Annotated in this window: 19 protein-coding genes; 9 read left to right on the top strand and 10 right to left on the bottom strand. The window is 67.2% G+C overall.

Annotated features, from left to right (window positions below; all coding sequences use genetic code 11):
- Positions 1-11: 11 nt before the first annotated feature.
- From FSV73_RS20750 to FSV73_RS20760, 3 genes are all read right to left on the bottom strand, one after another.
- Positions 12-839 (bottom strand): cytochrome b561 domain-containing protein, encoded by an 828-nt coding sequence (locus FSV73_RS20750; protein ID WP_222119462.1) that lies wholly within the window; start codon positions 837-839, stop codon positions 12-14.
- A gap of 361 nt (positions 840-1,200) precedes the next feature.
- Positions 1,201-2,142 carry an amidohydrolase family protein gene (locus FSV73_RS20755; RefSeq protein WP_145010825.1) on the bottom strand — a complete coding sequence of 314 codons (942 nt, stop codon included), beginning with the start codon at positions 2,140-2,142 and terminating at the stop codon, positions 1,201-1,203.
- Complete coding sequence (locus tag FSV73_RS20760; RefSeq protein WP_145010829.1) at positions 2,135-3,457, bottom strand: MFS transporter; 1,323 nt, start codon at positions 3,455-3,457, stop codon at positions 2,135-2,137. Before FSV73_RS20760 ends, FSV73_RS20755 begins: the two co-directional genes overlap by 8 nt.
- 292 nt (positions 3,458-3,749) lie before the next feature.
- On the opposite strand from FSV73_RS20760, the gene FSV73_RS20765 reads away from it, so the two are divergent.
- The 5 genes from FSV73_RS20765 to FSV73_RS20785 all read left to right on the top strand — a co-directional run bounded on the left by FSV73_RS20765 (position 3,750) and on the right by FSV73_RS20785 (position 9,124).
- Positions 3,750-4,748, top strand: coding sequence for a tripartite tricarboxylate transporter substrate binding protein (locus FSV73_RS20765; protein ID WP_145010832.1), 999 nt, complete (start codon positions 3,750-3,752; stop codon positions 4,746-4,748).
- Positions 4,749-4,776: 28 nt separating this feature from the next.
- Positions 4,777-5,295, top strand: a complete 519-nt coding sequence (locus FSV73_RS20770) for a tripartite tricarboxylate transporter TctB family protein (RefSeq protein WP_145010835.1) — start codon at positions 4,777-4,779, stop codon at positions 5,293-5,295.
- Positions 5,292-6,812 (top strand): tripartite tricarboxylate transporter permease, encoded by a 1,521-nt coding sequence (locus FSV73_RS20775; RefSeq protein WP_145010838.1) that lies wholly within the window; start codon positions 5,292-5,294, stop codon positions 6,810-6,812. Before FSV73_RS20770 ends, FSV73_RS20775 begins: the two co-directional genes overlap by 4 nt.
- Before the next feature lie 92 nt (positions 6,813-6,904).
- Positions 6,905-7,858 carry a LysR family transcriptional regulator gene (locus FSV73_RS20780; protein ID WP_145010841.1) on the top strand — a complete coding sequence of 318 codons (954 nt, stop codon included), beginning with the start codon at positions 6,905-6,907 and terminating at the stop codon, positions 7,856-7,858.
- Between the two features lie 234 nt (positions 7,859-8,092).
- Positions 8,093-9,124 carry an AraC family transcriptional regulator gene (locus FSV73_RS20785; RefSeq protein WP_145010844.1) on the top strand — a complete coding sequence of 344 codons (1,032 nt, stop codon included), beginning with the start codon at positions 8,093-8,095 and terminating at the stop codon, positions 9,122-9,124.
- Here FSV73_RS20785 and FSV73_RS20790 read toward each other — a convergent pair.
- A complete protein-coding gene (locus FSV73_RS20790) occupies positions 9,121-10,098 on the bottom strand; it encodes an AraC family transcriptional regulator (RefSeq protein ID WP_145010859.1) in 978 nt (325 codons plus the stop codon). The two genes, FSV73_RS20785 and FSV73_RS20790, sit on opposite strands and share 4 nt — an antisense overlap.
- A 180-nt stretch (positions 10,099-10,278) precedes the next feature.
- Between FSV73_RS20790 and antA the strand changes: the two genes are divergently transcribed.
- From antA to antC, 3 genes are read left to right on the top strand one after another with little or no spacing between them, the layout of a single operon-like run.
- Positions 10,279-11,667, top strand: a complete 1,389-nt coding sequence (antA, locus tag FSV73_RS20795) for an anthranilate 1,2-dioxygenase large subunit (protein WP_145010862.1) — start codon at positions 10,279-10,281, stop codon at positions 11,665-11,667.
- Positions 11,664-12,155, top strand: a complete 492-nt coding sequence (antB, locus tag FSV73_RS20800) for an anthranilate 1,2-dioxygenase small subunit (protein WP_145010865.1) — start codon at positions 11,664-11,666, stop codon at positions 12,153-12,155. Before antA ends, antB begins: the two co-directional genes overlap by 4 nt.
- A 10-nt stretch (positions 12,156-12,165) precedes the next feature.
- On the top strand, positions 12,166-13,200 hold the full coding sequence (gene antC / locus FSV73_RS20805) for an anthranilate 1,2-dioxygenase electron transfer component AntC (protein ID WP_145010868.1): 1,035 nt from the start codon (positions 12,166-12,168) through the stop codon (positions 13,198-13,200).
- A gap of 1,351 nt (positions 13,201-14,551) precedes the next feature.
- Here antC and FSV73_RS20810 read toward each other — a convergent pair.
- The 6 genes from FSV73_RS20810 to FSV73_RS20835 all read right to left on the bottom strand — a co-directional run bounded on the left by FSV73_RS20810 (position 14,552) and on the right by FSV73_RS20835 (position 20,529).
- Complete coding sequence (locus FSV73_RS20810) at positions 14,552-15,484, bottom strand: SphA family protein (protein WP_145010871.1); 933 nt, start codon at positions 15,482-15,484, stop codon at positions 14,552-14,554.
- Between the two features lie 97 nt (positions 15,485-15,581).
- Positions 15,582-16,109 (bottom strand): flavin reductase family protein, encoded by a 528-nt coding sequence (locus FSV73_RS20815; protein WP_145010874.1) that lies wholly within the window; start codon positions 16,107-16,109, stop codon positions 15,582-15,584.
- A 10-nt stretch (positions 16,110-16,119) separates the two neighbouring features.
- Complete coding sequence (locus FSV73_RS20820) at positions 16,120-17,358, bottom strand: styrene monooxygenase/indole monooxygenase family protein (protein WP_145011251.1); 1,239 nt, start codon at positions 17,356-17,358, stop codon at positions 16,120-16,122.
- A 76-nt stretch (positions 17,359-17,434) separates the two neighbouring features.
- On the bottom strand, positions 17,435-18,229 hold the full coding sequence (locus FSV73_RS20825) for an SDR family oxidoreductase (RefSeq protein WP_145010879.1): 795 nt from the start codon (positions 18,227-18,229) through the stop codon (positions 17,435-17,437).
- Between the two features lie 4 nt (positions 18,230-18,233).
- Positions 18,234-19,481, bottom strand: a complete 1,248-nt coding sequence (locus FSV73_RS20830) for a dienelactone hydrolase family protein (RefSeq protein ID WP_145010882.1) — start codon at positions 19,479-19,481, stop codon at positions 18,234-18,236.
- 166 nt (positions 19,482-19,647) lie between these two features.
- Entirely contained in the window at positions 19,648-20,529 is an 882-nt protein-coding gene (locus tag FSV73_RS20835) for a LysR family transcriptional regulator (protein ID WP_145010885.1), read from the bottom strand.
- Positions 20,530-20,650: 121 nt separating this feature from the next.
- Here FSV73_RS20835 and FSV73_RS20840 point away from each other — a divergent pair, with 121 nt between their 5' ends.
- Positions 20,651-21,793 (top strand): muconate cycloisomerase family protein, encoded by a 1,143-nt coding sequence (locus FSV73_RS20840; RefSeq protein WP_145010887.1) that lies wholly within the window; start codon positions 20,651-20,653, stop codon positions 21,791-21,793.
- The last annotated feature ends 7 nt before the right edge of the window (positions 21,794-21,800 follow it).

Below are 21,800 nucleotides of genomic sequence, written 5' to 3' on the forward strand. Positions count from 1 at the left end.
GAAGCCAAGCGTTAATTGCCGCGCGCGAACTTGGCCCCAACCCGAGGGGCCGGCCGTAGGAAGGTGTCTCGCTCCGGGTGGCGGAACACGCCCCAGCCTATGGGCTTCAGATGATTACCGGGATGACAGTTGGCCGGCCCCCAGATGGCCTGGTAGGTATCCAGGCACCCACGCCGCCGCTGCAGGGCGATCACCAGGATGACCAGGGCCGTCCACCAGAGAAGCAGCACCAGGAACATCCAGCGCGGTGCATCGGCCACCACCAGGCCAGCCAGGACGACCGGCACGGACAGCAGCAAGGCCAACCAGCCCAGCGTCTTGTGGACGTATTCGAAGACCAGGCGACGGCGGGTCATGAGGTAGTGATCCCCGGGGATGCCGGGTCCCCCCTTGCTACCCCGCAGGCGACCGCCGATGACCTGGATGACCACCCCGGCGACCAGGCTCCAGCCACCCAGCGCGTGCCAGCGCGCCAGGCTCGTCGCGCCCTGGGCGGCCAGCAGGATGAGCCCTAGTGCCAGCAGCATCAGCAGGCTGCCCAGGCTTTGCAGCAGCAGGTGCAGGCGCCACCAGAGCCTGTTATCCAGTTGCTCCGGCCAGCGTTGCCGAGGCGTGACCTTGGCGTAGCGAGCGATCAGGATGCCGGCGGGAAACAGCAGTCCCCAGGCCAGGACCATGAGGCGCCCATGCCAGGCGGCGAGCAGGCCCAGGTGATGCTCGCCGGTCCCGGATAGCGGCTGCCACAGCCACGCCTCGCCGGACCAGGGAATTGCCAGCGCCAGCCCGACCAGGGCACCGGCCCCGGCGGCGCAGAGAAACGGATGAATACGGGTCACCATCGTTCACCTCGGTGGCGGGTGAGCGGACGCCCTGAGTATTCGGCGTGCACCTACTCGCCATCACGGGATGTCTCCCGTGATATCCCTTGTTTTTATTGTTTGCCGAAGACCGACAGCCTCGCGGCTTATACAAGACGGAGACACTGTCTTGCTGCCTCGAGCATCAGATAAAGCGGGTGACCTGCCCAATACTTTCGAACAGTTGCAGGGATACAAAAAAAGTATCGAGGGTGACGAACGAACGTAGCGGCAAGACCGCCAAGCGGCCTTCAACCGATGCCGTTAAAACAACCAAGGCAAACTTCCGCCGCGGGGTTATATCGCGCCGGAAGTTTGCCTTATAACGAGCGGCAGCGACTGCTCAGGCCGCCGGCACCCGCAGCGAAGGGGCGGCGGCCAGGGGCTGATAGAGGCGCTGGGCGGTGTCGTGGAACAGCTGGCGTTGGCTGGCGGCGGGAAGGTCGGCCACCAGGCGCTTGAAGCCGCTGAAGATCGTATCGAAGCTGCCGCACAGGCGATCCACCGGAAAGTTGCTGGCGAACAGGGCGCGCTCGGCGCCAAAGATGGCGATGGCCTCGCGGACGATCCAGGCGTTGTCCTCGGCGCGCCAGGGCTGGCCGGCGAGGCCCAGGCCGGAGATCTTCAGCGCCACGTTGGGCCATTCGGCCAGCCGGGCCAAGGCGGCGCGCCAAGCGGCCAGGCCCTCGGCGCTGCGGTCGGACGGCAGCCCCGTGTGGTTGAGGATCAGCTGGATGGCCGGGAAGTCCCGCGCCAGGCGGCAGGCCTCGTCGAGATTCCACCAGGGTGTCTGCAGGTCGAAATGCAGGCCGTGACGTTGCAACTCGGCATAGCTGCGGCGCCAGCGGTCATCGCTCATCAGGGTGCGCTGGCGACCCACCTCTTGCGGACGCGTGGGACCGCCAGGCTTGTGGCGGACGCTGCGCACCCGCGCGAAGGCGGCCTGGGCGGCGAGCAGGTCGGCGGCGTCTTCGGCGTCCAGCCAGGCCTGGGCGACCACGGCGTTGGGTACGCCATGGCGACCGGCCAGGTCGTGGATGTAGCGGGTTTCGCCCAGGGGATCGTGCGGATCCCATTCGGTCTCGACGTAGACGGTCTGGACCACGTCGTGGCCGGCGGCGTCGGCGAAGTAATGCTCGGGCAGGTAGTCGCCCCTGATGGCGCTGTAGTCGCCATAACGGAAGGGAATGGCCTCCGCGCCGGACAGCCAGGGATGGAAATTGCGCCTCGGCTCCCAGAAATGGTGATGGGCGTCGATGATGGGGCCGCTATAGAGCTCAGCCATGCTGCACCTCCCGCTCGTCCAGGGCGATCAGCAGGGTGCCGAGGATGAACAGGCCCGAGCAGAGGGCGAAGAAGCCCAGCACCGCCGGATAGCCGCCCAGGTGCTGCAGCAGCAGGCCGACCAGGATGGGCACGGCGATGCCGCCCAGGCTACCGGCCAGGTTCATCACCCCGCCGATCAAGCCAACCCTTGCCGGTGCCGCCAGCAGCGCCGGGAAGCTCCAGTAGAGACTGCCCCACATGAGGAAGAAGGCCGTGAGGGCCAGCAGCGCCACGGCGGCATAGGGATCGCTCAGCCGCGGCAGCAGCAGGAAGGCCGCCAGCGCCACCAGTCCGGAGCAGGACAGCAGCCCCTTGGCGGCGAGGCCGCGACGCACGCCCTGGCGCACCAGCAGGTCGCAGAGGAAGCCACCGACCAGGGAGCCGGCCGCGCCGCAGAGAAAGATGACGAAGGTCGCCGCGCCGATGCCCTTGATGTCGAAGCCCCGGGCCTGGGCCAGATAGCTGGGGCCCCAGGTCAACAGACCGAAGAACACCATCGCCCAGCTGGCGCGACCGAGCAGGATGCCCGCCAGGGAACGCCGGGCGATACCCAGGCCCTGGGCACCGGCCTTGGCCGCCTGGGCCACGGAGGTAGTACGGCCCTCGTTGATCCGCGCCAGCTCGGCGGCGTTGACCCCGGGGTGGGTCGCCGGATCGTCGCGCAAATAGCGCCAGGCCAGCCAGGCCATTGCCAGGGTGGCGATACCGGCGATGAAGAAGGCGGTTCGCCAGGAACCGAAGACGGCGATCAGGTAGGCGATGAGCAGGCCGCCCAGGGCGACGCCCAGCGGGCCACCGCAATCCATCAGCACCGCGCCGCGCCCCCGCTCGCTGGAGGCCAGCCACAGGGAATTGAGCTTGCCGCCGGCCGGGAACAGCGGCGCCTCGGCGGCGCCCAGGGCGACCCGGGCGAAGATCAGTGACAGCCCACCGCTGGCGAAGGCGGCCAAGGTCTGGAAGACGCCCCACAACCCGGTGGACCAGCCGATCACCCGGCGCGAGCCGTAGCGGTCGATCAGCCAGCCGCCGGGAATCTGCAGCAGGGCGTAGGCCCAGAAGAAGCTGCTGAGGATCAGCCCCTGGACGGCCGGCGTCAGCTGGAATTCGCGGGCGATGGTAGGCATGGCGATGGACAGGGACACGCGGTCCACCAGGTTGATGACGGTGAGGCCGAAGATGATGGCGAAGATGCGCCAGCGAACCCGGGAAGCCTGGACTGCCGTAGGGACGGCGGCGGCTTTGGCGAGCGGTGTGGAACGAGACGTCGAGAGCATGGCGTGGACCCCTGGATTGTTGTTATGGGTGTTCAGCTACCGGCGAGCGAGGTCGACTATCCGGCGCAGGGTGATAACCGTCCAATGCAAATCTGCGGATAGGGATATAAGCCCAGGATATAGGCCAGCCGAGGGTGAGTTAGGCAAGCCTTCTAAGACGGGACATTCAGCGGAGCGACCTTCAAGACATAACCCCAGGCTATCGACGCATGCCTATTTTTGAGTGGTCAGGCTCGTCTCGGCCTGCGCAGACTCGCCTCACTCACAACAACGATAAGAAAGAGGACATCCCATGCGCAGATCCGCACTGCTCGCCGCCCTCCCCCTTTGTCTCGCCACCGTCGCTACCCCTCTGGCCCAGGCCGCCTGGCAGCCGGAAGGCAAGGTGGACATCGTGGTCGCCGGCGGCCCCGGTGGCGGCACCGACCAGCTCGGCCGCCTGATCCAGTCGATCATCACCCAGCATAAGCTGCTCGACGCCAGCACCGTGGTGATGAACAAGGGCGGCGGCAACGGTGCCGAGGCCTTCCTGGAAATGAAGCTGGCCAAGGGCGAGGCGGACAAGCTGGTCATCGCCACCAACAACGTCTACCTGCTGCCGCTGACCGCCAAGCTTGGCTACCAGCTCGCCGACCTCACCCCGGTGGCGGCCATTGCCGAGGACGACTTCATCCTCTGGACCTACGCCGACGCGCCCTGGAAGGACGCCCGCGGCTATCTCGACGTCCTCAAGCAGGATCCGGCCGGCAAGCGCATGGGCGGCAGCCAGTCCAAGGACGTCGACCAGACCCTGACCCTGCTGCTCAACCGCACCGAGGGCACCAGGCTCACCTATATCCCCTTCAAGAGTGGCAGCGAGGCGGCCACCCAGCTGGCCGGCAAGCACATCACCTCCAACGTCAACAATCCCAGCGAGAGCCTGAGCCAGTGGCGCGGCGGCCAGGTCGTGCCGCTCTGCGTGTTCAGCCGGGCGCGCATGACCTATACGGCCAAGGTCACCGAGACCCAGGCCTGGTCCGACGTACCCACCTGCAAGGAACAGGGCCTGGGCATCGACCAGTACCGCTTCCCGCGCACCGTGCTCTTGCCGGGCGGGGTCAGCGAGGAGCAGCGCGCCTTCTATGTGGCGCTGTTGCGCAAGGTCAGCCAGACCCCGGAGTTCAAGGCCTACATCGAGCGCAACGCCCTGGTGCCGACCTTCCTCGAAGGCCAGGCGCTGCAGGACTACATCGCCCAGGATACCGCCCGGGTCACCCCGGTGTTCGAGGATGCGGGCTGGCTCAAGCGCTGATCGGCGCACCGACACAGGAGAGACGGCCATGGCCGGAGATTCCCTGATCGCCACCCGCTGGGTGGAACTGGGCCTGGCGGCCTTTACCGCTGGCCTTGGCGGCATCGTGATGGTGGGCAGTCTGGAACAGGGCATCGGTTGGGGCGATGCCGGTCCGGAGCCCGGTTATTTCCCCTTCTACATCGGTCTCTTGCTGACCCTGGCCAGCCTGGCCACGGCGCTGCAGACCCTGTGGCGCTGGCAGGCGCTGCGCACATGCTTCGTCGAGTGCGCCGCCTTCGGCCAGGTGCTACGGGTGTTCCTGCCGATGCTGGCTTTCGTCGTCGCCCTGCCCCTGCTCGGCCTCTATCTCACGGCCTTCCTGTTCATCGCCTGGTTCATGGCGCGGGATCGCCAGCGGCAAAGGCGCTACGGCGTCTGGCAGATCCTGGCCACCGCTGGCGGGGTGAGCCTGGCCAGCTACCTGATCTTCGCCCTCTGGTTCAAGGTGCCGCTGGATGCCGGGCCCCTGGCCGACCTCGCCCGCCTGTTGAGGAGCCTGTCATGAGCGAATTCGATTCCCTGATGCACGGGATGGGCCTGATCCTGTCCTTCCACCATATCGCCCTTATGGTGATCGGCGTGCTGCTCGGCATCCTGGTCGGGGTCTTGCCCGGCCTGGGCGCGCCCAATGGCGTCGCCCTGCTGCTGCCGCTGACCTTCACCATGAGCCCCACCTCGGCCATCATCCTGCTCTCCTGCATGTACTGGGGCGCGCTGTTCGGTGGCTCCATCACCTCCATCCTGTTCAACATCCCGGGCGAACCCTCGTCGGTGGCCACCACCTTCGACGGCTATCCCCTGGCCCGCCAGGGTCGCGCGGGCGAAGCCCTCACCGCGGCCTTCACCTCGGCATTGCTGGGCGCCCTAGTGGGGGTGCTGCTGCTGACCTTCCTCTCCAGCCGCATCGCCGCCTTCGCCATGGAATTCAGCTCGCCGGAATTCTTCGCCGTCTACCTGCTGGCCTTCTGCACCTTCATCGGCATGAGCAAGAATCCACCGCTGAAGACGGTGGCGGCCATGATGATCGGCTTCGCCATGGCGGCGGTGGGCATGGATACGGTGTCCGGCAACCTGCGCCTGACCTTCGACCAGCCGGCGCTGCTCTCGGGCATCAGCTTCGAGGTGGCGGTGATCGGGCTGTTCGGCATCGGCGAGATCCTCTGCACCGTGGAGGAAGGCCTGGTCTTTCGTGGCGAGCAGGCGCGCATCACCCTGCGCACCGTGCTCGCCACCTGGAAGCAACTGCCGCGCTATTGGCTGACCTGGCTGCGCAGCGCCCTGGTCGGTTGCTGGATGGGCGTGACCCCGGGCGGCCCCACCGCCGCTTCCTTCATGAGCTACAGCCTGGCCCGGCGTTTCTCGAAGAATCGCGATGGCTTCGGCAAGGGCGAACTGGAAGGGGTGATCGCCCCCGAGACCGCCGACCACAGCGCCGGTACCAGCGCCCTGCTGCCGATGCTGACCCTGGGCATCCCCGGTTCGGCCACCGCCGCGGTGATGCTCGGCGGCCTGATGATCTGGGGCCTGCACCCTGGGCCGACGCTATTCGCCGAGCAGCACGACTTCGTCTGGAGCCTGATCGCCAGCATGTACCTGGGCAACGTGGTCAGCTTGATCGTGGTGCTGGCGACGGTGCCGCTGTTCGCCGCCATCCTGCGCATCCCCTTCTGCATCATCGCGCCCATCATCTTCACCGTCTGCGTGATCGGCGCCTACTCGGTGCACAACAGCCTGTTCGACGTCTGGCTGATGCTCGGCTTCGGCGTGCTCGGCTATGCCTTCAAGAAACTCGGCTATCCCATCGCCCCGCTGGTGCTGGCGGCGGTGCTGGGCGACAAGGCCGAGGACGCCTTCCGCCAGTCGATGCTGTTCTCCGATGGCCAGCTGGGGATCTTCTGGTCCAACCCCCTGGTCGGCAGCCTGACCACGGCGGCGCTGCTGATGCTCTGCTGGCCACTCTTGGCGCGGGGGCTACAGGCACTGCGCCGGAGCCAACCGCAGACCAAGGTCAGCCCCTCGTGAATGCACCGGTCTGGGATAGGCGCGCCGCGCTCGCGCCAGACGCCGGCTTTTGCGCTAACGTAGCCGGCCATCCCTCCCCTCGGCACGCCCGCATGACCCGCATTCCCGATGCCCACACCATTCACAGCCGCCTGCGCCTGCGCCAGTTGCGGCTGGTGCTGGCCCTGGCCGAATTCGGCTCGCTGCGGCGCGCCGCCGACGACATCGGCATGACCCAGCCGGCGGCCACCAAGATGCTCCACGAGATCGAGAGCCTGCTCGGCGTGGGGCTGTTCGAACGCCTACCACGGGGCATGCGCGCCACGGCCTTCGGCGAGACGGTGCTCTACTACGGGCGCATGGTCTTCGCCGAACTCTCGGGCATGCGCGAGGAATTGGTGGCCCTGGAGTCGGGCAATCTCGGGCGCGTCGCGGTCGGGGCCATCCCGGCGCTGGCCTCGGGGCTGCTGACCCGCACCATCGCCACCCTCAAGCAAAGCCATCCGCGCCTGTCGATGTCGATCCAGGTGGATACCAGCGATGTGCTGGTGCAGGCGCTCCTGCAGGACCAGCTGGACGTGGTGCTGGGCCGCATTCCCACCGGCACCCGCGCCGAGGAGCTGCTGTTCGACAGCCTCGGCGAAGAGGTGCTCTGCGTGATCGCCGGGGCGCAGAATCCCCTGGCACAGGCCACCCACCTCACCTGGGGCGAATTGCAGGAACACACCTGGGTGCTGCAGCAGCATCCCAGTCCGATGAGAGCCATCATCAACCAGGCCTTCCACGATGCCCGGGTCGACATCCCCGGCAGCATCGTCGAGACCACGTCGATCATGACCCTGCTGGCCCTGCTGCAGCAGACCGACATGCTCGGCGTCACGCCGCTCTCGGTGGTCAACGACTATCCCGGCCGCCACCTGCTGGCGGTGCTACCCATCGCCTTCGAGCCGCGACTGCCGCCCTACGGCCTGATCCGCCGCCGCCACCGGGTGCAGTCCTCGGCGATGCAGACCTTCATGGCGGCGGTACGCAGCGAACACGGACGCCTGCGCCCTGACGAGGGCTAGGTGCCGGCGCTGCCGTCCCGCCACTGATCGCTGATCGCTGATCGCCCATAAAGCCAGGCCAGACGCCTCGCTTGGCCCGTGCCTTGCAAAACTCCGCCCAGAGCCGTCCGAGAGCGGCCAAGAACGAGCCCCGTTACCCGATCACTATCCGCTGGCTGCAGTCACTATCCAACTACTGCAGCAGGTGGGGACAAAAGGGTGCAGGGGGCCACGCCTGTGTGCAAGGAGGTAACAATGCTCCACGAGTCCGCACTTTCCACGAGCGGCGAGCGCTTTCGCCAAACCAGCCTGTTCTGTTCGAACAGCCTGCAATTCCTGGTCGCCGACCGGGACGAGGCTTGCCAGGGCGTCAGCAAGGTCTTCAAGCCTCACGAGCTGAAGCCGGTGCACCGCGGCGACAGCGTCAGCGCCAGCCTGCACCATGTCAGCCGCGGGCGGCTGTCGCTCAATCGCCTGGAATACGGCACCGACGTCGACATCGATCCGCAGTGCCTGCAGGACTTCTACCTCATCCAGATCCCCCTCGCCGGTGGCGCCGACATCCACTGCGGCGCGGCGGACTTCCAGTCCTCGCCACAGGTGGCGGCGCTGTTGTCACCCGAGTTGCCGATACGCATGAGATGGTACGCCGGCGCCGCCCAGCTGGTGCTGCGCCTGGAGCGCGCCGACCTGGAGCATCATTGCGCCCAGCACCTGCCGCAGCAGGGGCGCCTACCGCAATTCGATCCGCGCCTGGACCTGCGCCAACCCGGCGGCAGCTATTTCCTGCAATTGCTCGGCCTGCTCATGGAAGGCCTGACGGACCCCGCGCATCCGATCCACCAGCCGCTGGTGCTCAAGCAATTCGAATCGTCCTTGCTCAATGCCCTGCTCTATGGCCAGCCGCATTCCCTGCACGGCCAGCTGGAAGGCACACGGGAGCGCAATGTCTCGCCCTATTTCATCAAGCGTATCGAGGCCTATATCGCCGAGCACCTGCACGAGCCGCTGAGCGTGGAAACCCTCGCCGAGCATGGCGGCGTCAGCGTGCGTACCCTGTTTGCCGGCTTCCGTACCTACCGTAGCACCACGCCGATGCACTACCTGCGCGACCTGCGCCTGGAGCGGGTGCATGAAGAGCTGCGCAGCGGGCGGGTGGAATCGGTGACGGATACCGCCTACAAGTGGGGCTTCGCCCATCTGGGCCGGTTCGCCCAGGAATACAAGCGCCGCTACGGCGAATCCCCCTCGGAGACCCGCCGCTTTCGCGGTGCGCTCTCCGGCTAGTTGAGCCGCCGTCCCGCCAGGGTCTGGGACGGCGTCTCGCCGAACGCCTGACGGTAGTCACTGGCGAAACGCCCCAGGTGCTCGAAGCCCCAATCCAGGGCGATCCGCGAGACGCTGGCCCCTTCGCGGCGCGCCAGCAGCCGGCGCCGTACCTCTTCCAGGCGTAGCCGCTTGAGATAGGCCATGGGCGGCTGGCCGTGATAGCGGCGGAAACTGGCGTAGAGTTTGGCGCGGGATACCCCGGCCACCCGCTCCAGGGCTTCCAGCGAGGGATTCTCCCGTGCATGGGTCTCGAGGTAACGCCGCGCCCGCAGGAGAAATTCGGGATAGCCGGTCCCGACGCCCTCTTCCAGCGCCGCGGAATAGTTGTGCGGTTGGGCCAGCAGCAGGCCCTTGAGCAGCATCACCTCCAGGTCGTTGGCCAAGGCTGGCTGGCCGTAGAGCGCCTGGACCGCGCTCCAGCCGTCCAGCAATTGGCGCACACCCTGCCACCAGGCCGCCACCGCCGGGCGCGCCAGCTCCATCTCGCCAGCGAAGCTCAGGGGCGCCGCCAAGGGCCGGCCCAGCAGACCCTCCGCCACCTCCTGCAGGGCCTCGCGGCGGATCACCACCTGCAGCTTGAGGCAATCGGCGGCCATGTCCAGGCGCTGCCATTCGTGGGGCGCGACGACCATGCCGCACTGGCTGTCGGAACGGATCCGCGCGCCGCGGCTGGCCAGCGACTGGCACCCCTGCAGCGGCAGGCTGAGGCTGTAGGCATCCAGGGCGTCGATGCCAATCTGCACCGCGGCGCCGTAGCCGATCCGTCCCAGCACCGTGGCCCGGCCCGGTAGGCGCAACCCCTGGTGGTGGAAACTCAATTCGGCGCCGCTGCGCGCCTCCAGCCGGTGCGGACCGGCCACCGCGCTCATCCAGCGGCAGGCCTCGGCGACCTGGCCACTGTGCGTCTGCACCTCGAAATTCGTCTGCTGCATGCTGGGGTCCTCCGCTGGCTGGCTCCATGCTGCACGCCGCGTGCCGCCACCACTATCCGCAGAGTGCAGGCCAGTCCGGCGAGCGAAAAAATCCGGCTAGCGATCGGTGAAAAAGCGGCTAGAGGGGGTGCACCGGCGGGGCTTCAATCGAGGCGAGTCTCACCCTAGAGGACACCCCTGATGAGCATCCGCAGCATTGCCCAATGGCAGGACTACATCCAAGGTTGCCTGGACTTCCGTCCAGCCGACGGCGTCTATCGCATCGCCCGCGACCTCTTCACCGAACCCGAGTTGTTCGAGCTGGAAATGGAGCTGATCTTCGAGAAGGTCTGGATCTATGCCTGCCACGAAAGCGAGCTCGCCAAGCCCCATGACTTCGTGACGATGCGCGCCGGCCGCCAGCCGCTGATCATCACCCGCGACGGCAACGGCGAGCTGCATGCGCTGATCAACGCCTGCCAGCACCGCGGCGCCACCCTCACCCGCGTGGCGCGTGGCAACCAGTCCACCTTCACCTGCCCCTTCCATGCCTGGTGCTACAAGAGCGACGGCCGGCTGGTGAAGGTCAAGGCACCGGGCGAATACCCCGACGGCTTCGACAAGGCCACCCGCGGCCTGAAGAAGGCCCGCATCCAGAGCTACAAGGGCTTCGTCTTCGTCAGCCTGGACACCCAGGGCAGCGATTTCCTGGAAGACTACCTGGGCGATGCCAAGCTGTTCTTCGACATGATGGTGGCCCAGTCCCCCACCGGCGAGCTGGAGATCCTGCCGGGCAAGTCCACCTACACCTACGACGGCAACTGGAAGCTGCAGAACGAAAACGGCCTGGACGGGTATCACGTCAGCACCGTGCACTACAACTACGTCTCCACCGTGCAGCACCGCCAGCAGGTCAATGCCGAGAAAGGCGGCGCCAGCAGCACCCTGGACTACAGCAAGCTCGGCGCCGGCGATGCCGAGACCGACGATGGCTGGTTCTCCTTCAACAACGGCCACAGCCTGCTGTTCAGCGACATGCCCAACCCCAGCGTGCGCCCCGGTTATGCCAGCGTGATGCCGCGCCTGGTGGAGGAATACGGCCAGGCCCGCGCCGAGTGGATGATGCATCGCCTGCGCAACCTCAACATCTACCCCAGCCTGTTCTTCATGGACCAGATCAGCTCCCAGCTGCGCATCGTGCGGCCGCTGGCCTGGAACAAGACCGAGATCATCAGCCAGTGCATCGGCGTCAAGGGCGAGGCACCGGCCGACCGCACCAACCGCATCCGCCAGTTCGAGGACTTCTTCAACGTCTCGGGCATGGGCACGCCCGACGACCTGGTGGAATTCCGCGAGGCCCAGCGCGGCTTCCAGGCCCGCCTGGAGCGCTGGAACGACATCTCCCGCGGCCATCACCGCTGGACCGCCGGCCCCACCGTGAACAGTGAAGCCCTGGGCATCCAGCCGGTGCTCACCGGCACCGAATTCACCCACGAAGGCCTCTATGTGAACCAGCACGGCGCCTGGCAGCGCTTCCTGCTCGATGGTCTGGCGCTCAAGGCCCTGCAACCGACGGAGGTTTCGGCATGACTCCTGACCTGCACTACGCCGTGGAGCAATTCCTCTACCGCAAGGCCGCGCTGTGCGATGCCCAGGACTGGGACGCCTACCTGGCGCTGTTCGACGCCGACAGCGTCTTCCATCTGCCGCAGTGGGTCAGCGAGCACGAGTACGTCGCCGATCCCACCCAGGGTCTCTCCTACATCTACTACGCCGATCGCTCGGGCCTGGAGGACCGAGTATTCCGCCTGCGCACCGGCAAATCGGCCGCTTCCACCCCATTGCCGCGCACCCTGCACCAGATCAGCAACGTGCGCGTCACCGGCTGGGAGGATGGCCAACTGGAGGTCCGCGCCGGCTGGCAGACCCTCTACACCCGGCATGGCGTCTCCGAACAGTTCTATGGCCGGGTGACCTATCACCTGCGCGAGGTGGACGGCGATTTCCGCATCACCCGCAAGCACGTGCTGCTGCTCAACGACACCATCAATTCCGTGCTCGACTTCTACCACCTCTGAGGTCACCGCCATGAGCCACAACGTCGCTCTGAGCTTCGCCGACGGCAAGACGCTGTTCATCGCGGTGAAGCCCAACGAACTGCTGCTGGACGCCGCCCTGCGCCAGGGCATCAGCCTGCCGCTGGATTGCCGCGAAGGCGTCTGCGGCACCTGCCAGGGGCGCTGCGAAGCTGGCGCCTACCGCCAGGACTACGTCGACGAGGAAGCCCTCTCCGAACGCGACCTGGCGCAGCGCAAGGTGCTCGCCTGCCAGACCCGGGTGACCTCCGACGCCGCCTTCTACTTCGACCACGATTCCAGCCTCTGCCACGCCGCCGACCCTGAGCGCATCAGCACCCAGGTGACCTCGGTGGAGCTGGTCTCGGCCACCACCGCCATCCTGCATCTGGACGCCAGCGCTGCCCCGCGGCAGCTGCAATTCCTTCCGGGCCAGTACGCGCGGCTGCGCATCCCCGGCACCGAGGAATGGCGCGCCTACTCCTTCGCCAACCGGCCCAATGCGCAGAACCAGTTGCAATTCCTTATCCGCCTGCTGCCGGACGGGGTGATGAGCAACTTCCTGCGCGAGCGCTGCCAACCGGGGCTCACCCTGGAGCTGGAGGCGCCCCTGGGCAGCTTCTACCTGCGGCAGGTGGAACGGCCGCTGGTGCTGGTGGCCGGCGGCACGGGCCTCTCGGCCTTCCTCGGCATGCTCGACGAGATGGCCGAGAAAGGTGGCTGCGGCCAACCGGTGCGGCTGTTCTATGGCGTCACCCAGGAGCAGGACCTCTGCGAAGGCGCCCGCCTGGAGGCCTATCGCAACCGCATCGCCGACTTCGACTACCAGCCGGTGGTGAGCCAGCCGAGCCCGGCCTGGCAGGGCCTCAGCGGCTACATCCCCGAACACTTCGACCGCCGCTTCCTCACCGACCAGGCCTGCGACCTCTACCTCTGCGGCCCGCCGCCCATGGTCGAGGCGGTCAAGACCTGGCTCGACCAGCAGGGCCTGGGCGAGGAGACGCGGCTGTATAGCGAGAAATTCCTGCAGAGTGCGTCCACGCGGTGATTCCGCACGGCGTTATCCACGAAGCCCGACAGCTCCCCTGCCGGGCTACGCTTTTGTAGGTTGGGCTGAGACAGCTTTACCGTCGAAGCCCAACGCCTTCTCTTCCAGCAGCACCAATAGGTGGCCTGATCGCCAGGCGGGACCTCGCTGTTGGGCTTCGCTGCGCTCAACCCAACCTACACCTCGACCCTGACGTAGGTTGGGGTGAGACAGCTCCACCGTCGAAGCCCAACAATCCCCCCTTCCAGCAGCTCCAAACGAGGTCCCCCGCTCGGCCTGATTGCCTGGTAGGAACTCGCTGTTGGGCTTCGCTGCGCTCAACCCAACCTACACCTCGACCCTGGCGTAGGTTGGGCTGAGACGGCTCCACCGTCGAAGCCCAACAATCCCCCCTTCCAGCAGCTCCAAATGAGGTCCCCCGCTCGGCCTGATCGGCAGGCGGGACCTCGCTGTTGGGCTTCGCTGCGCTCAACCCAACCTACACCTCAACCCAGACGTAGGTTGGGCTTAGACAGCTCCACCGTCGAAGCCCAACAATCCCCCCTTCCAGCAGCTCCAAATGAGGTCCCCCGCTCGGCCTGATCGCCAGGCGGGACCTCGCTGTTGGGCTTCGCTGCGCTCAACCCTACCTACACCTCGATCCTGACGTAGGTTGGGCTGAGACAGCTCGACCGTCGACGCCCAACAGCCCCACTTCCGGCGGTATCGAACGGCCTTCGTCGCTTGGCCTGGAGCGCCTGGCGGGCTCTCCCTCTCGCGCTTCGCTGCGCTCAGCCAATGTACCGCGGCTAACGGCAATCACCGCTTTATCACGGCCATGGCGGTCCGCCGTTGCGGCCGCTCCTACGGATAGAGCGAGCGTGGCCCTGATAGCCCTGGACAGTTGTCATCAACATGAGGGTTTGAGGTTGATCGAGAGCTTGCTGGCGCTGAGGGAGACGAACGCCTGCTCGGATAGCCCCCCTTTCCCCTCGGGAGAGGGTTGGGGTGAGGGCACGCCTCACAGCGGATTGCCAGTGGAAAAGGCTGCGCCGTTTTCCACGCTACGGTTAGCGCGAGTGCTAGCTAGACGAGAGCGGTGGTCACCCTAGGAGCGGCCGCAACGGCGAACCGCAATGGCCGCGATGGACCGGAGATTGGAATGAGACGATACGACCATCCTACGCCTCCGGCACCACCCAGCGTCATCTGTCGCTCTGTCTGGATCGCCGGGAAGGCACCCTTTGTTGGGCTTCGCTGCGCTCAGCCCAACCTACCCTACCCGGAATCCCCTCGGCCAAACGCCAGGCAAAAAGAAGCCTGCCATCCCCGGCAGGCTTGAAAAGGACGAAGGGAGCTGAACTCCGTCCGGTCAGAAGTGATGGATGTAGCGCACCTGCACCCGGCTGCCCTCGGGACGGTTCTCCGCGTCCTGCTCGAAATAGGCGTTGGCTACCAGGTGGTCGTTCTTGGAGAAGCTGTACATGCCGCCGGGGCCGATGGCCCAGACCTTCTCCCGGCGCCCGGAGACGTCGTGGCCATCGACCTGGGTATCGGTGATCTGCTTGAGCCAGTAGCCGTTGATGCCCAGGCGCAACTGCGGGGTGACGGCGTATTCGGTGGCGAAGTTGGCATGCAGCGCCTGGCCGGCCTGGATGTCGGAAGCGTCGCCGAAGGCATAGCCGGGCTTGTCGTTCTTGAAGTTGTAGAGGTAGTGGGCGCGCACCGAGACGGTCCAGTCCGGCGTGAACCAGTAGGTGGCGGCCCAGTAGGGATCCAGCGACCAGGCATGGTTACCAGGGTTGATGTCCTTGTCGCGGTCGTACTCGCCGGTGGGCACGTTGATCTGGAATTCGACGCGCTGGACGAAGCGTGGGCCACTGGCGCCCATCACCGGATCGAACTGGATGAAGGGCCCTACCAGCAAGTCGCCCACGCCGCCCTGGTCCTTGAGCGCGGCATTGTTCAGGCCGTCGTCGACCTTCATCCGCGTCACCACCGGCAGCAGCATGTTCAACCCCAGGTTGCCGCTGCCCAGGCGCAGGTCAGATACGTAGCTGAGCTGGGTCACCGATACCTGGTAGTCCAGCTTGGTCTTCGGCAGCCCCAGCTTGTCGCCGTGTTGATCGGTCAGCCGATGGCTGCTGTAGTTCTGGAAATACTGCTGCAGGTACCAGCCGTTGCCCGCGGGCAGACCGCCGTCGAGAAAGCTGGTGAGGCCGAGGTTGACCACCGGCAGGTCATAGGCCTGGGCGGTCCCGGCCACCAGGGCGCCGGCGAGGGAAAGATAGCGAATCCGGGTCATGCAAGGCTCCTTGAATACGGCTGTTCGTGCTCGCGAAAGGCAGATTCGAAAGGGCAGCGCCCGCCGATCGAGTGGAATCGACGGGCGCTGCCGAGGCTCAGGCGCTCAGCGCCGGATGCGCGCTGGCGACCCGGTACTGGCCGGCGTGGAAGACCAGCGGTTCTCCGCCGCTGTGTCGGTAGTGCTCGATCTCGCCGAGGAAGATCAGGTGGTCGCCGCCCTCGTACTGGACGTGGTTACGGCACACCAAGGTGGCCACGGCCTCTTCCAGCAGCGGTACCCCGGCGGTGCCCTCGACGTGGGCAACGTCGGCGAACTTGTCGTCGGCCGGCCGCGCGAAGTGGCCGGAGAGCTGGTGCTGGTCGCTGCCCAGCACGTGGATGGCGAAGTGGCTGGCGGCCAGGAAGTCCGGCAGGCTCGGCGCCTGGCGCGCCAGGCTCCAGAGCACCAGCGGCGGCTCCAGGGACACCGAGGAGAAGGAGTTGGCGGTCATGCCCACCTTGCGGCCATCGCGACCGCGGGTGGTGATCACGGTGACGCCGGTGGCGAATTGCCCCAGCAGGTTGCGCAAGGCGCGCGGATTGGTCGGGTCGGCGGCGATGAGTTCGAGTGCGTCTAGGGTCATGGCGAGTTCCTCAGGCAGCCTGGCTCAGGTGTTCACGGATGAAGGTCTGGCAGGCCTCCGCCTCGAACCACCAGGGCGCGAACCGCCGGGGATCGTCGAAGGCGTTGACGATGTTCGCGGCGATGGCCGGGGACTGGCTGGCGGCGCCGAGCAGGTCGAGGATGTGCGGTGGCGGCGGGGTCAGCAGGCTGTTGGTCCACTTCACCACCTGGCCGGCGTAGTCCCAGTAGCGCTCGAAGGTCTGGTGCATCCAGTCGGGGGTGAAGGCGGCATCGCCCTGGGCGAGGATGGCATCCAGGTAGACCTTGCTGCACTTGGCGGCATTGTTGGAGCCTTGGCCGGTGATGGGATCGTTGACCACCAGGGCATCGGCCATGCCGAACACCGCCCGGCCCGAGGGCAGGCGCAGCACCGGCTTGCGCACCATGGGGGTGAAGCGCCCGGCCAGCACGCCACCGGCGTCGGTGAGCTCCAGGTTCTGGCAGCGCTCGGCCTCCCAGGGCGCGAAGCGGCGGACGATCTCCAGGCTGCGCTCCAGGTGCTGTTCCGGCGAGGTGACGTCCTGCCAGCAGTCCATGGGGCCGCCGGGGATGCCTTCGAAGACCATGATCTCGCAGGGTCCGCTCAGGGTCAGGGCCGGGAAGACGAAGTACTCGCCCACGCCGGGGACGAGGTTGAAGGCCACCCGCGAATAGGGCGACATGGGCGTCATGCCCTTCACGTAGGTCAGCGCCAGGGCGCGTTGCGGCTGCTGGAAGACGGTGCGCTCGGTATCCCGGGGAAACAGATTGACCACCTCGCCCTTGCCGGCGGCCAGCAGGGTCAGGTCGTGGCTGGCGGCGAGGGTTTCCAGCTCGGGCAGGCCGACGTCCTGGATGATCAGCTCACCCCCGCGCCGCTCGAACTCGTCCATCCAGGCCGGCATCTTCAGGCGCTGGTCCACCGCCTGGGCATAGCGCTCCAGGCGGGCGCTCCACTGGAACGCCGGGCGGTCGGGCTGCACGGGATCGGGAACGGCCAGGCCGACGCCCTCCACCGCGGGGCACTGGTCTTCCCAGAAATTCAGCCCCAGGTCGCGCTCGGTCTGTAGCGAGGTGTTGAACATGCATTGGCTGGACATCACCTTGCCGCCGCGCACCTGGTCGCCGGTGCGGTTGGTGGTGAGGGTGACGTGATAACCCTGGGCAAGCAGACCCAGGCCCAGTTGCAGGCCGGCCTGGCCGGCCCCGACGATGGCGATACGACGCATGGAGGTTCTCCGGGGAGTCGAGTTGCGGGTGGGGGTGAAGCCGTTGAACAGCTGCCAGAAGGGGTTGTGCATGGCATCACTCCCGTTCGGCGAGGCGTGGAATGGCCGGTTGGTTGCGCTCCGGTCCCATGACCGAATAACCGCCGTCCACGGCGTAGTCGGCGCCGGTGACGAAACTCGCCGCCGGCGACAAGAGGAAGGCGACCACCTGGGCCACTTCCGCCGGCTCGCCGAGGCGGCCGAGCAGGTGGAAGTCGGCGGCGACCCGGTCGGCGTGGGCCCGATCACCGCCGCTGACCTCGGCGATCACCCGCGACCAGGTCCAGCCCGGCGACACCGAGTTGACGCGGATGCCATCCGGCGCCAGGTCCAGGGCCATGCTGCGGGTCAGTTGCTTGAGCGCGGCCTTGGACACCGGATAGAGCCAGCGCCCGGTCTGGGCGGAGGCGGCGGAAATGGAGGTGAAGTTGACCACCGCGCCGCGTTGCGCCTTGAGATCCGCGTGCAGTGCCTGCGCCAGCATCGCCGCCGAGACCAGGTTCACGTCGAGCGCCTTGAGCCAGTCGCCGCGCGGCGAGGCCAGGCCATCGTCGAGATAGGTGCAGGCCAGGTTGACCAGAAAATCCACCGCGCCGAAGCGTTGGTGAATCCCTGCCACCGCCTTGGCCAGGGCCGCATCGTCGGTCAGGTCCACGGTCTGGAAAAAGGCTGCTTCGCCGAGCGCCTCGGCACAGGCCGCGCCCTGGGGATCGATGTCCAGCAGCGCCACCCGCGCGCCGGCTGCGACCAGCGCCGCGGCCACCGCCTGGCCGATCAGGGTGGCACTGCCACTGATCACCGCCACCTTGCCGTCGAGGGAATGCAGACTCATGGCCTCACTCCTCGATGGACTTGCCGGCGCTGGAAGCCCAGCTCGGCATCAGGGTGTTGGACGGCAGGGTCTCGTCGAGCAGCTTGTGCGCGGTCTCGGCACCGGCCACCGGCAGGCCCTTAGGGTCGAGCAGGCCGATCTGCACCAGCACGCTAGCCTGGTCCCAGTAGATGTGCTCGTGGTAGAGCTTGGGCCCGCGGAACTTCACCACCCCCAGCATCGGGATCTCGACCCGGCGACCGGTCGGCGCCACTCCGGGCAGCATCCAGTCGATGGCCTCGTCGTGGGTGAAGCTCATGACGAATTCGTCGACGATCTGCGAGGCACCCACGGTGCGCGAGATCGGCGTGAGCTGCATGTCCTTGGGGTTGCCGTGCACGAAGTGGTAGCGATAGAAGCGCGCCAGCTCGCGATAGCCAACCCCGCCGGTCATGGTGGGGATATGGTTGACGTAGGGCTCGGGCACCATGGTGGCCATGGTCGCCGGCACGTCGCGGGTCGCGAATTCGTGGCGGATGTGTTCTTCCCACAGCGCCGAGAGGTTGTAGTCCGGACCGATGGTGCGGCGCAGCGCGGCGATGGTGCGCTCATGGGCCAGCAGGGCGGCCGGCTTGTCGTAGTGGTGGCCGGCGGGTCGGGCGAAGGCATGGTCGACGCCCGGGTAGACGTAACCCTCGGTACCTGGCCGGGCAGCCAGGGCCGCCAGGATGGCTTCCCGCGCCGGCGCCGGACAGAACTGGTCGGCTTCGGCGAAGTGCAGCACCAGGCGCCCGCGCAGCCCTTCCAATTCGCCCAGGGCCTGCTCGATACCGACCCCGTAGTAGCCCACGGCGCAAGCCACCTCGGGCAGCCGGCACGCGGCCAGATAGGCGAGCTTGCCACCCAGGCAGTAACCCACCACGCCTAAGCCCGCATCGCTCACCTCGGGCAGGGTGCGCAGATGAGCGAGGGCCGCGCCGATGTCCACGACGCCCAGCTGCTCGTCGAAGGCCTGGTAGTGGCCGAAGGCCTTGTCGAAATCCTCGGGGGTGTAGCCCAGCTCGATGCGCGGCGCCTGGCGCCAGTAGAGGTCGGGCACCAGCACGCTGTAGCCCTCCTCGGCCAGCTGATCGGCCACGGTGCGCATGGCGGCGTTGACGCCGAAGATCTCCTGGCACAGCACGATGCCCGGGCCGCGACCGTCGATGGAGGGTACGAAGTAGGCGTCGAAGGTGCCGGAAGGTGTTGGCACGTGGATATAGGATCCGCTCATCGCAAGAGACTCCAGGTTGCTCAGGTCTGGAATCATCTTCGGCGGGGTCCGGTCTGCGCGGCTGTCCGCAGACTGCCGCGACCATCCCCTTGGCGCAGCTAATTGCGCGTTACCCTCCTCGCCCGCAGCGCCTTTGGCGCCGTCCAGGCCAGGCCCGGTGCGGCGTTCAGGCCTGCTGGGCGGCGGTTTCCCGGACCAGCGCCAGGCAGTGCGCCAGCAACGGCGAGCGATCGCCGGTGCGATAGCTGATGACGATGGGCGAGACCGCCTGGGTATCGCTCAGGGCCACGTAGTCGATATCGTCCCGGTGCAGCCGGCGCACCGAGGCCGGCACCAGGGTGATGCCCAGTCCGGCCGCCACCAGGCCGATGGCGGTCTGCAGCTCATTCGCCCATTGCGCTACCCGGATGGTCAGCCCTTCGCGGGCGAACAACGCCAGCACATGATCGGCATAGCTCGGCCGCGGCGCCGAGGGATAGAGCACGAAGGGCTCCTGCGCCAGCCGCGCCAGGCTCACCGGGGCCCCTAGCAGCGGATGTCCGGCCGGCAGCACGGCCACCAGCGGATCCTCGTGCAGCACCTGCTGCACCACCGCCGCATCCTCGATGTGGATGCGGCCGAAGCCGATATCGATACGCCCGCTCTTCAGCGCCTCCACCTGTTGCAGGGTGATCAGCTCGGACAAGCCCAGCTCCAGCCCGGCGTCGGTGCGCAGGCGGCGGATCAGCTCCGGCAGGGCGCCATAGAGGGTGGACGGGGCGAAACCGATGCCCAGCCAGCGTTTGCGGCCCTCGGCCACCCGGCGGGTGCCGTCGCGCAGCTCCTCCAGCTGCGCCAGCAGCCGACTGCCGTGCTCCTGGAAGTAGCGGCCCGCCTCGGTCAGCCGCAAGGGCCGGCCACGCTCCAGCAGGCTCACCCCCAGCTCCTCCTCCAGTTGTTGGATCTGCCGGCTCAGCGGCGGCTGGGCGATGTGCAGCCGCTCCGCTGCCCGGGTGAAATTGTGGGTTTCCGCCAGGGCCAGGAAATACCTCAGGTGGCGCAGCTCCATCATACCTCCAGGGTATCGTAGAACACGCAAAGGATATTGGACTGCCGAGGAGGCAGCTCGCAAGCTGAAAACACCCCGTACAAGAACGCGCGGATAACCCCGCCCCCAAGGGATTCGGCCCATGATCAGCATCGAACGCCTGGACACCTGCCTCGTCGACCTGCCCACCATTCGCCCGCACAAACTGGCCATGCATACCCTGCAGCAGCAAACGCTGGTGCTGCTGCGTCTGACCTGCAGCGACGGTAGCCAGGGCCTCGGCGAAGCCACCACCATCGGCGGCCTCGCCTACGCCGGGGAAAGCCCGGAAAGCATCAAGACCAACCTGGACACCTACCTGGCGCCCGTGGTGATCGGCCAGGATGCCGACAACCTCAATGCCGTGATGCAGCGCGTCGAGCGCAGCGTGCGCGCCAATACCTTCGCCAAGTCGGCGCTGGAGACCGCCCTGCTCGATGCCCAGGGCCAACGCCGCGGCCTGGGCATCGCCGAGTTGCTCGGCGGTCGGGTGCAACAGGGCCTGGAGGTGGCCTGGACCCTGGCCAGCGGCGACACGGCGAAGGACATCGCCGAGGCCGAGCGGCTGCTCGAGCTACGCCGCCACCGCCATTTCAAGCTCAAGATCGGCGCGGCCGAGCCGGCGCGGGACATCGCCCACGTGGCCGCCATCAAGCGCGCCCTGGGTGATCGCGCCAGCGTCCGGGTCGACGTCAACCAGGCCTGGAGCGAGGGCGTCGCCCTGCGCGCCTGCCAGGCTCTGGCCGACGCCGGGGTGGAGCTGATCGAACAACCGGTGCCGCGGCATGACGTCCAGGCCCTGGCCCGGGTCAGCGCACGCAGCCCGGCGCCGGTGATGGCCGACGAAGCCATCGAAAGCCTCCCCGATGCCTTCGCCCTGGCCCGGGCCGGCGCCGCGCCGGTGTTCGCCCTCAAGATCGCCAAGACCGGCGGCCCGCGCGCGGTGCTCAAGGTGGCTCACCTGGCCCAGGCGGCCGGCATCGGCCTCTATGGCGGCACCATGCTCGAAGGCAGCATCGGCACCCTGGCCTCGGCCCATGCCTTCGCCACCCTGGAGCGGCTGGAGTGGCACAGCGAGCTGTTCGGGCCGCTGCTGCTGACCGAGGACATCCTCACCGAGCCCCCGACCTATCGCGACTTCCAGTTGCTGCTGCCCCAGGGTCCCGGCCTCGGCGTCAGCCTCGACGAAGACCGCCTCGCCCATTTCCGCCGCGATCGCCGCAGTCTCGCCGTCGCCAGCGCCTGATCACGCC

The sequence above is a fragment of the Pseudomonas oryzihabitans genome, assembly GCF_007665395.1.
GTDB lineage: Bacteria > Pseudomonadota > Gammaproteobacteria > Pseudomonadales > Pseudomonadaceae > Chryseomonas > Chryseomonas psychrotolerans_C.

Excerpts from the sequence above, each read along its gene's own strand:
- FSV73_RS20750 (WP_222119462.1), bottom strand. The coding sequence starts at position 839 with ATGGTGACCCGTATTCATCCGTTTCTCTGCGCCGCCGGGGCCGGTGCC.
- FSV73_RS20755 (WP_145010825.1), bottom strand. The coding sequence starts at position 2,142 with ATGGCTGAGCTCTATAGCGGCCCCATCATCGACGCCCATCACCATTTC.
- FSV73_RS20760 (WP_145010829.1), bottom strand. The coding sequence starts at position 3,457 with ATGCTCTCGACGTCTCGTTCCACACCGCTCGCCAAAGCCGCCGCCGTC.
- FSV73_RS20765 (WP_145010832.1), top strand. The coding sequence starts at position 3,750 with ATGCGCAGATCCGCACTGCTCGCCGCCCTCCCCCTTTGTCTCGCCACC.
- FSV73_RS20770 (WP_145010835.1), top strand. The coding sequence starts at position 4,777 with ATGGCCGGAGATTCCCTGATCGCCACCCGCTGGGTGGAACTGGGCCTG.
- FSV73_RS20775 (WP_145010838.1), top strand. The coding sequence starts at position 5,292 with ATGAGCGAATTCGATTCCCTGATGCACGGGATGGGCCTGATCCTGTCC.
- FSV73_RS20780 (WP_145010841.1), top strand. The coding sequence starts at position 6,905 with ATGACCCGCATTCCCGATGCCCACACCATTCACAGCCGCCTGCGCCTG.
- FSV73_RS20785 (WP_145010844.1), top strand. The coding sequence starts at position 8,093 with ATGCTCCACGAGTCCGCACTTTCCACGAGCGGCGAGCGCTTTCGCCAA.
- FSV73_RS20790 (WP_145010859.1), bottom strand. The coding sequence starts at position 10,098 with ATGCAGCAGACGAATTTCGAGGTGCAGACGCACAGTGGCCAGGTCGCC.
- antA (WP_145010862.1), top strand. The coding sequence starts at position 10,279 with ATGAGCATCCGCAGCATTGCCCAATGGCAGGACTACATCCAAGGTTGC.
- antB (WP_145010865.1), top strand. The coding sequence starts at position 11,664 with ATGACTCCTGACCTGCACTACGCCGTGGAGCAATTCCTCTACCGCAAG.
- antC (WP_145010868.1), top strand. The coding sequence starts at position 12,166 with ATGAGCCACAACGTCGCTCTGAGCTTCGCCGACGGCAAGACGCTGTTC.
- FSV73_RS20810 (WP_145010871.1), bottom strand. The coding sequence starts at position 15,484 with ATGACCCGGATTCGCTATCTTTCCCTCGCCGGCGCCCTGGTGGCCGGG.
- FSV73_RS20815 (WP_145010874.1), bottom strand. The coding sequence starts at position 16,109 with ATGACCCTAGACGCACTCGAACTCATCGCCGCCGACCCGACCAATCCG.
- FSV73_RS20820 (WP_145011251.1), bottom strand. The coding sequence starts at position 17,358 with ATGCGTCGTATCGCCATCGTCGGGGCCGGCCAGGCCGGCCTGCAACTG.
- FSV73_RS20825 (WP_145010879.1), bottom strand. The coding sequence starts at position 18,229 with ATGAGTCTGCATTCCCTCGACGGCAAGGTGGCGGTGATCAGTGGCAGT.
- FSV73_RS20830 (WP_145010882.1), bottom strand. The coding sequence starts at position 19,481 with ATGAGCGGATCCTATATCCACGTGCCAACACCTTCCGGCACCTTCGAC.
- FSV73_RS20835 (WP_145010885.1), bottom strand. The coding sequence starts at position 20,529 with ATGGAGCTGCGCCACCTGAGGTATTTCCTGGCCCTGGCGGAAACCCAC.
- FSV73_RS20840 (WP_145010887.1), top strand. The coding sequence starts at position 20,651 with ATGATCAGCATCGAACGCCTGGACACCTGCCTCGTCGACCTGCCCACC.